The following is a 7,520-nucleotide window of genomic DNA, read 5'->3' as shown; positions in this document are numbered from 1 at the left end:
TGGGACTTTTTTTCTACACAAAAATAGGCTCCATAATATCTATAGGGGATTTACCCACTACAAATATTATAGAGCCTCATAAACAAAAATCCCACCTGAATTGGTGGGTTTTCTTGTGCACTATTTTCCAAAAATCTCTTTGAGATCTGCGTCTGTAATCCCAATCATGGCTGGGATGCTATCCCAGTTTTCTTCGGTTAGGATGTAGGATTGATCAGAGTCACTTGATGTGGCAGTTTCGGAGATAGCTGGTTGCTTTTCTTCAACATTTTCAATTAAATCGCTGAATCGTTCAATCAGATAGGTTTTTCGGGCAGTTCCGATGTGCTGGGTAGCATAGTCGAAAGCCTGTAATTCGCCTAGTAAGATGAGTTTGCTTTTGGCGCGTGTAATGGCTGTATAGATGAGATTCCGCTCCAGCATACGCCTACTAGCACTGGTGATAGGTAGGATGACAACAGGGAACTCACTTCCCTGGGACTTATGGATACTCATGGCATAGGCCAAGCGAATCTTGTACCATTCGTTACGCGGGTAAGAGACCTCATTGCCATCAAAATCAATGACAATCTCGTCTTGCTTTGACTCGGTATATTTACTCGGAATCAGGTCTGTGATAGCTCCTAGATCCCCATTAAAGACATTGATTTCAGCATCGTTGACCAAATGAATGACCTTGTCTCCCTTACGATAGTGGCACTGGGGAGCTTCAAAACTGAGTTGGTCTTTTTGTGGTGGATTGAGCAGGTCTTGCATGAGCTGGTTGATAGCATCAATCCCTGCCGTCCCTCGGTACATAGGAGCCAGAACTTGGATATCACGGGCAGGGATACCACTCCTGAGGGCAGCACCTAATATTTTCTCAATCGTAGCAGGAATATGGCCACTAGCAATTTCAAAGTAGGAACGGTCTGCTTTTTTCTGAGTGAAATCAGCTGGCAAGATACCCTGTCGAATCTGACTAGCTAGGGTGACGATGGTTGATTCTTCGCTTTGTCGATAAATTTTTTCCAAGCGAGTCTGAGGAATCAAGGGAATATGAAGCAGGTCCGCTAGAACTTGTCCAGGGCTGACAGACGGTAGCTGGTCGCTGTCACCCACGATGAGGATCTTACTGTTAGAAGAGATGTTGGAGAAGAGTTGATTGGCCAGCCAAGTATCCACCATAGAAAATTCATCCACGATGATAAAGTCGGCATCCAGATAATCTTCCAGATGACTGGTATCATCGTCCCCTGTCATTCCCAAGTGGCGGTGTATGGTAGCGCTAGGTAAACCTGTCAATTCATTCATGCGCCGAGCTGCTCGTCCAGTTGGAGCAGCCAGAAGAATGGGCAGGTTGCTTTTTTTCTTGAGATCAAGTCCTTCTAAAAGGGCATAAACAGCGATAATCCCATTGATAACAGTTGTCTTCCCAGTACCAGGGCCACCTGTCAGGATAAAGACCTTATTCTGGATAGCATCACAGATAGCTTGTTTTTGAATGCTATCATACTTAATACCCAGTTCTTCCTCGACAGTAGTGATATGTTTTTGAATGGTTTCCAAATCTTGGCTCTTTTGTCTTCCTTTTTCAAGGATACGAACCAAGTGACTACGGATGCCTTCCTCAGCGAAAAAGAGGCTATTATCAAAGATTTTGGTATCAATCTGCTGAACCTTATCTTCTTCAATCAGGTGGGAGAGTTCTTGGGCTATTTGGCTGGGATCCAGTTCCACGGGGCGGGAAGACTCAAGGAGAGTAAGGGTTTGTTCCAGCAAATCCCGTGCTTCAACATAGGTGTCCCCTGTTTCCATACAAGCCTGAAAAAGACTGTGAACTAGACCGGCACGGAAGCGCTCAGGAGCCTGACTTTCGATGCCTAGTTCCTCGGCTAATTGGTCAGCAATAGTAAAGCCCAAACCCTTGATATCCTCAACCAGCTGGTAGGGATAATTTTCAACCACATCAAGAGTTTCTTCCTTGTAGAAGTCTTGAATCTGAAAGGCTAGTTTGTTGGGAATACCATAGTTGGCTAGTTTGGCCAAGACCATCTCCGTTCCGTAGTTGAGACGAAGAGTGGAGACGAACGCCTCGCGATTTTTGGCAGAGAGTCCTGCGATGCCTTCTAGCTTTTCTGGGTGTTGCAAAATCTCGTCAATGGTATTGTCGCCATAGGTATCCACAATTTTCTGAGCTGTCTTGAGACCAATCCCCTTGAAATGGCTACTTGAAAAGTATTTGACCAGCCCCTTGCTAGTTGGTTTTGCTCGTTCATATCGGCTGATTTGAAGTTGTTCCCCGTACTTGGAGTGCTGGACAATTTGTCCCCAAAAAGTATAGTCTTCTCCCTCAATCACGTCAGCCATAGTGCCCGTGACAATGATTTCAAAATCATCAAAATCTTCTGCGTCCGTATCGTCGATTTCTAGGAGGAGGATGCGATAAAAATTGCTGGGATTTTCAAAAATAATCCGTTCAATGGTTCCTGAAAAATAAACTTCCATAAAATTCCTTTGCATGAATAGGTGAGAGTTGGGTAGTGAATAACCATCTTCTCACGATAGAAGAAGAGGCTGAGATTCTTGATTCTCGGCCTCTTAGGTTTCTTAAAATGTTCCGATACGGGTGATTGGCCAGAAGCGGAATTTAGCTTCTCCTGTGATATCTTTTGCTTTGAAGGTACCTACGTGGCGGCTGTCACTCGAAACCAAGCGGTCATCTCCGAGGAGAAGGTACTCTCCTTCTGGGACAGTAAAGCTAAAGTTGGTATTGTAGTTGACATCAACTGTGAAGGCTTGGGCTTTTTCAGCAATACTTCTAAAGAAAGTGCCTTTATTTCCCTCAAATCCCTTGCCTGAGTATGTGCTTTGAAGTTTATCATCCTTGAAACGTTTGATGTAGTCAGCTAGATAAGGTTCATCTGTTTCTTTGTCATTGATGTAAAGTTTATCGTTTTCGTAACGGATAGTATCGCCAGGCATTCCGATCACGCGTTTGACAATGTCCTTATTGCCATCTTCCTCATGGGCCACCACGATATCAAAACGGTCAATAGGGAGGTGTTTGACAACAAAGAGGATTTCGCCATCCGCTAGAGTTGGATCCATGGAATGTCCTTCTACGCGGACATTACTCCAAAAAAAGATACGGCTCAAAGCTAGTAATGACAGAATCAGGAGGAATAATCCCCACTCTTTTAGGAAATTTTTAAATGAATTCATAACTTACCTTTCTAAGCGTTTTTTCGCTTTTTCAGTATTTTTAAAGTGCAGTTTGGCGCAGAAGTTAAGTCCCTGCATACCATAGGCTTGTAAAATCTGGCTAGCCAACTTATCAGAAGCCGTTCCAGCTCCGCTTGGAAGTTGATAGCCTAGTTCTCGTCCCAGATTTTCAAGATTTTCCAGAAAGAAATCACGCGCAATGATGGAAGAAACTGCGACAGCCAAGTATTTGCCTTCAGCCTTTTCTTCTAAGCTGATAGGATTGCTGAAACGATTGGCCTCTTGTGCCAAGTACTTGTCATAATTTTTAGCACTGGTAAAGGCATCAATCACAATTTTCTCAGGCTGAACACCTTTTTGAAGAAGGAGGTAGATAGCCTGATTATGGAGGGCAACCTTAACAGAAACAGCGTTGTAGCGGTCTCCGATAACCTCGTTGTACTTGCTGGGTGAGAGAAGCAGTGCTTGGTGCTGAATTTTTTCCTTGAGGATAGGGGCAATCTGACGGATTTTTTGGTCGGTCAGATTCTTGGAATCCCCCACACCGAGTTTTCGCAAGAAGTCATGCTGGTCAGGTGTGACAAAGGAAGCCACAACTGCAAGCCCACCAAAGTAGGAACCATTTCCCACCTCATCTGTCCCAATCAAAGGAAGATTTTGTCCGCTGGTTTTCTCTAGAACCTGATAGCCAAAGAAACTAGCGTATTTCTCAGCCCCTTCACCCTGAAGCAAGACCTTTCCAGAAGTATAGATAGAAACTGTTGCTTGAGGTAGTCGCAAAAAGTAGCGGATATAGGGATTTTTACTGGGAGCCAGACTGGTTTGGTAGTGTTCAAGAAAAGCCTGAATCTCCTTTTCGCTTGGTGTGAGTGTGATACTTGCCATAGTTTCTATTGTACCATAAAAGCAGGCAAATTTGTAAAAACTGACAAAGTTAGCGAATTTTGGTATAATATCGTGAGGTGAATTTTATGGCAAATCTAAATCGATTCAAATTTACATTCGGGAAAAAATCATTAACTTTGACAAGCGAACATGACAATCTCTTTATGGAGGAAATCGCTAAGGTTGCGACAGAAAAATATCAAGCAATTAAAGAACAAATGCCTAGTGCAGATGATGAAACCATCGCCCTTTTGTTGGCAGTTAACTGTTTGTCAACTCAGCTCAGTCGTGAGATTGAATTTGATGATAAGGAGCAAGAATTAGAAGAGCTCCGCCACAAGCTTGTGACTTGCAAGCAAGAACAGAGCAAGATTGAGGATTCCTTATGATTTCACTCCTTCTTCTATTGGTCTTGGCTTGGGGATTTTATATCGGCTATCGGCGAGGTCTGCTCTTACAGGTTTATTACCTGATTTCAGCTATGGCATCGGCTTTTATGGCTGGCCAGTTTTATAAGGGTCTTGGAGAGCAGTTCCATTTATTGCTCCCTTATGCAAATCCGCAGGAAGGTCAGGGAACTTTCTTCTTCCCATCGGATCAACTTTTTCAGTTGGATAAGGTCTTTTACGCAGGTATTGGCTACTTGCTTGTATTTGGGATTGTCTATAGCATCGGTCGTTTGCTTGGTCTCCTCTTACACTTGATTCCTAGTAAAAAACTGGGTGGTAAGTTGTTCCAAGTTTCAGCAGGCATCTTGTCCATGTTGGTGACCTTATTTGTCTTACAAATGGTCTTGACAATACTAGCGACCATCCCCATGGCAGCTATACAAAATCCTCTTGAAAAGAGTATCGTCGCAAAACACGTCATCCAGAGCATACCAGTAACAACTAGTTGGCTCAAACAAATCTGGGTGACAAATTTAATCGGATAAAAAGGGCAGGAATTTTCCTAGCCCTTTGTTTACAGATTGACTCGAATCTATCAGAATGTAAAAAGCTATCACACCTAGACATTCAAAGACAAGGAAATAAAGATGAACAAGAAAATATTAGAAACATTAGAGTTCAATAAGGTCAAGGCCTTGTTTGAACCCCATTTGTTGACAGAGCAGGGCTTGGAGCAACTAAGACAGCTGGCTCCAACTGCTAAAGCAGATAAAATCAAACAGGCTTTTGCTGAGATGAAGGAAATGCAGGCTCTTTTTGTTGAGCAACCGCATTTTACCATTCTCGCAACTAAGGAAATCTCAGGACTCTGCAAGCGGTTGGAGATGGGGGCAGACCTCAATATCGAGGAGTTCCTACTCTTGAAGCGTGTGCTTCTTGCTAGCCGAGAACTGCAAAGTTTTTATGCCAATCTGGAAAATGTCAGCTTGGAAGAATTAGCTCTTTGGTTTGAGAAATTACATGATTTTCCGCAATTACAAGGAAATCTCCAAGCCTTTAATGATGCAGGTTTCATTGAAAATTTTGCCAGTGAAGAACTAGCGCGCATCCGTCGAAAAATCCATGATAGCGAGAGTCAGGTACGCGATGTTTTACAAGACCTGCTCAAGCAAAAAGCACAGATGTTGACGGAAGGGATCGTTGCCAGTAGAAATGGCCGTCAGGTTTTACCAGTCAAAAATACCTACCGCAATAAGATTGCAGGTGTCGTTCATGATATTTCTGCTAGTGGAAATACCGTCTATATCGAACCCCGTGAGGTGGTCAAACTGAGCGAAGAAATTGCCAGTTTGCGAGCAGATGAGCGTTATGAAATGCTTCGCATTCTCCAAGAAATCTCGGAGCGTGTCCGCCCTCATGCGGCTGAGATTGCTAATGATGCTTGGATTATCGGCCATCTGGACTTTATTCGTGCCAAGGTCCGCTTCATCCAAGAAAGGCAAGCAGTCGTTCCTAAGCTGTCAGAAAATCAAGAGATTCAACTGCTTCATGTCTGCCATCCTTTGGTCAAAAATGCCGTCGCAAATGATGTCCATTTTGGTCAAGATTTAACAGCTATTGTCATTACAGGTCCCAATACAGGTGGGAAGACCATCATGCTCAAAACCCTGGGCTTGACGCAGGTTATGGCCCAGTCTGGTTTGCCGATTTTAGCAGACAAGGGAAGTCGTGTGGGTATTTTTGAAGAAATCTTTGCTGATATTGGCGATGAGCAGTCTATTGAGCAGAGCTTGTCGACCTTCTCTAGCCACATGACCAATATCGTGGATATTCTTGGCAAGGTCAACCAGCATTCACTCTTACTTTTGGATGAGTTGGGGGCTGGTACAGATCCTCAAGAGGGAGCCGCCCTTGCCATGGCTATTCTGGAGGACCTTCGCCTGCGTCAAGTCAAGACCATGGCGACCACCCACTATCCAGAACTCAAGGCCTACGGTATTGAGACAGCCTTTGTGCAAAACGCCAGCATGGAGTTTGATACTGCAACTCTTCGCCCGACCTATCGCTTTATGCAGGGTGTGCCTGGCCGAAGTAATGCCTTTGAAATTGCTAAACGTCTAGGTCTATCTGAAGTTATCGTAGGGGATGCCAGCCAGCAGGTCGATCAGGACAATGATGTCAATCGGATTATTGAGCAACTGGAAGAGCAGACGCTGGAAAGCCGTAAACGTTTGGATAATATTCGTGAGGTGGAGCAAGAAAATCTCAAGATGAATCGTGTTCTCAAAAAACTTTACAACGAACTCAATCGTGAAAAGGAAACCGAGCTTAATAAGGCGCGTGAACAGGCTGCTGAGATTGTAGACATGGCCCTCAGTGAAAGTGACCAGATTCTCAAAAATCTCCACAGTAAATCGCAACTTAAACCCCATGAAATCATTGAAGCCAAGGCCAAGTTGAAAAAATTGGCTCCTGAAAAAGTAGATTTGTCTAAAAATAAGGTTCTTCAAAAGGCCAAGAAAAAACGTGCTCCAAAGGTGGGAGATGATATCGTTGTTCTCAGTTATGGACAGTGTGGTACCTTGACCAGTCAACTCAAGGACGGACGCTGGGAAGCCCAAGTCGGTTTAATCAAGATGACCTTGGAAGAAAAAGAATTTGACCTCGTTCAAGCTCAGCAAGAAAAACAGGTCAAGAAGAAACAAGTCAATGTCGTGAAACGAACTTCTGGTCGTGGTCCACAAGCCAGACTGGACCTTCGAGGTAAACGCTATGAAGAAGCTATGAATGAGCTAGATGCTTTCATCGACCAAGCCTTGCTTAACAATATGGCTCAAGTTGATATCATCCATGGTATCGGAACAGGTGTCATCCGTGAAGGTGTCACCAAATACTTGCAAAGAAACAAACATGTCAAGAGTTTCGGCTATGCCCCGCAAAATGCTGGAGGCAGTGGTGCAACCATTGTCACTTTTAAAGGATAGCAGTATTTCGGACTTTATAAAGTAAAAACTGCTGAACTAATTTTTACTAATTAAAACA

At 43.8% G+C, this 7,520-nt stretch carries 6 protein-coding genes; 3 read left to right on the top strand and 3 right to left on the bottom strand.

Annotated elements, in window-relative coordinates:
• Nucleotides 1-120 precede the first annotated feature (120 nt).
• From M1F37_RS06980 to rnhC, 3 genes are all read right to left on the bottom strand, one after another.
• Nucleotides 121-2,487 (bottom strand): ATP-dependent RecD-like DNA helicase, encoded by a 2,367-nt coding sequence (locus M1F37_RS06980; RefSeq protein WP_247935264.1) that lies wholly within the window; start codon nt 2,485-2,487, stop codon nt 121-123.
• Between the two features lie 102 nt (nt 2,488-2,589).
• Nucleotides 2,590-3,204, bottom strand: coding sequence for a signal peptidase I (lepB, locus tag M1F37_RS06975; protein WP_004245100.1), 615 nt, complete (start codon nt 3,202-3,204; stop codon nt 2,590-2,592).
• 3 nt (nt 3,205-3,207) lie between these two features.
• Nucleotides 3,208-4,089, bottom strand: coding sequence for a ribonuclease HIII (gene rnhC, locus M1F37_RS06970; protein WP_247935263.1), 882 nt, complete (start codon nt 4,087-4,089; stop codon nt 3,208-3,210).
• Nucleotides 4,090-4,175: 86 nt separating this feature from the next.
• On the opposite strand from rnhC, the gene zapA reads away from it, so the two are divergent.
• The 3 genes from zapA to M1F37_RS06955 all read left to right on the top strand — a co-directional run bounded on the left by zapA (nt 4,176) and on the right by M1F37_RS06955 (nt 7,462).
• Nucleotides 4,176-4,478, top strand: a complete 303-nt coding sequence (gene zapA / locus M1F37_RS06965) for a cell division protein ZapA (RefSeq protein ID WP_000002019.1) — start codon at nt 4,176-4,178, stop codon at nt 4,476-4,478.
• Entirely contained in the window at nt 4,475-5,023 is a 549-nt protein-coding gene (locus M1F37_RS06960; protein ID WP_247935262.1) for a CvpA family protein, read from the top strand. Before zapA ends, M1F37_RS06960 begins: the two co-directional genes overlap by 4 nt.
• Before the next feature lie 102 nt (nt 5,024-5,125).
• Entirely contained in the window at nt 5,126-7,462 is a 2,337-nt protein-coding gene (locus M1F37_RS06955) for an endonuclease MutS2 (RefSeq protein ID WP_247935261.1), read from the top strand.
• Nucleotides 7,463-7,520 lie beyond the last annotated feature (58 nt).

Source organism: Streptococcus mitis, from assembly GCF_023109105.1.
Classification (GTDB): Bacteria; Bacillota; Bacilli; order Lactobacillales; family Streptococcaceae; genus Streptococcus; species Streptococcus mitis_BW.
This window is presented reverse-complemented; position numbering and strand designations above follow the sequence as displayed.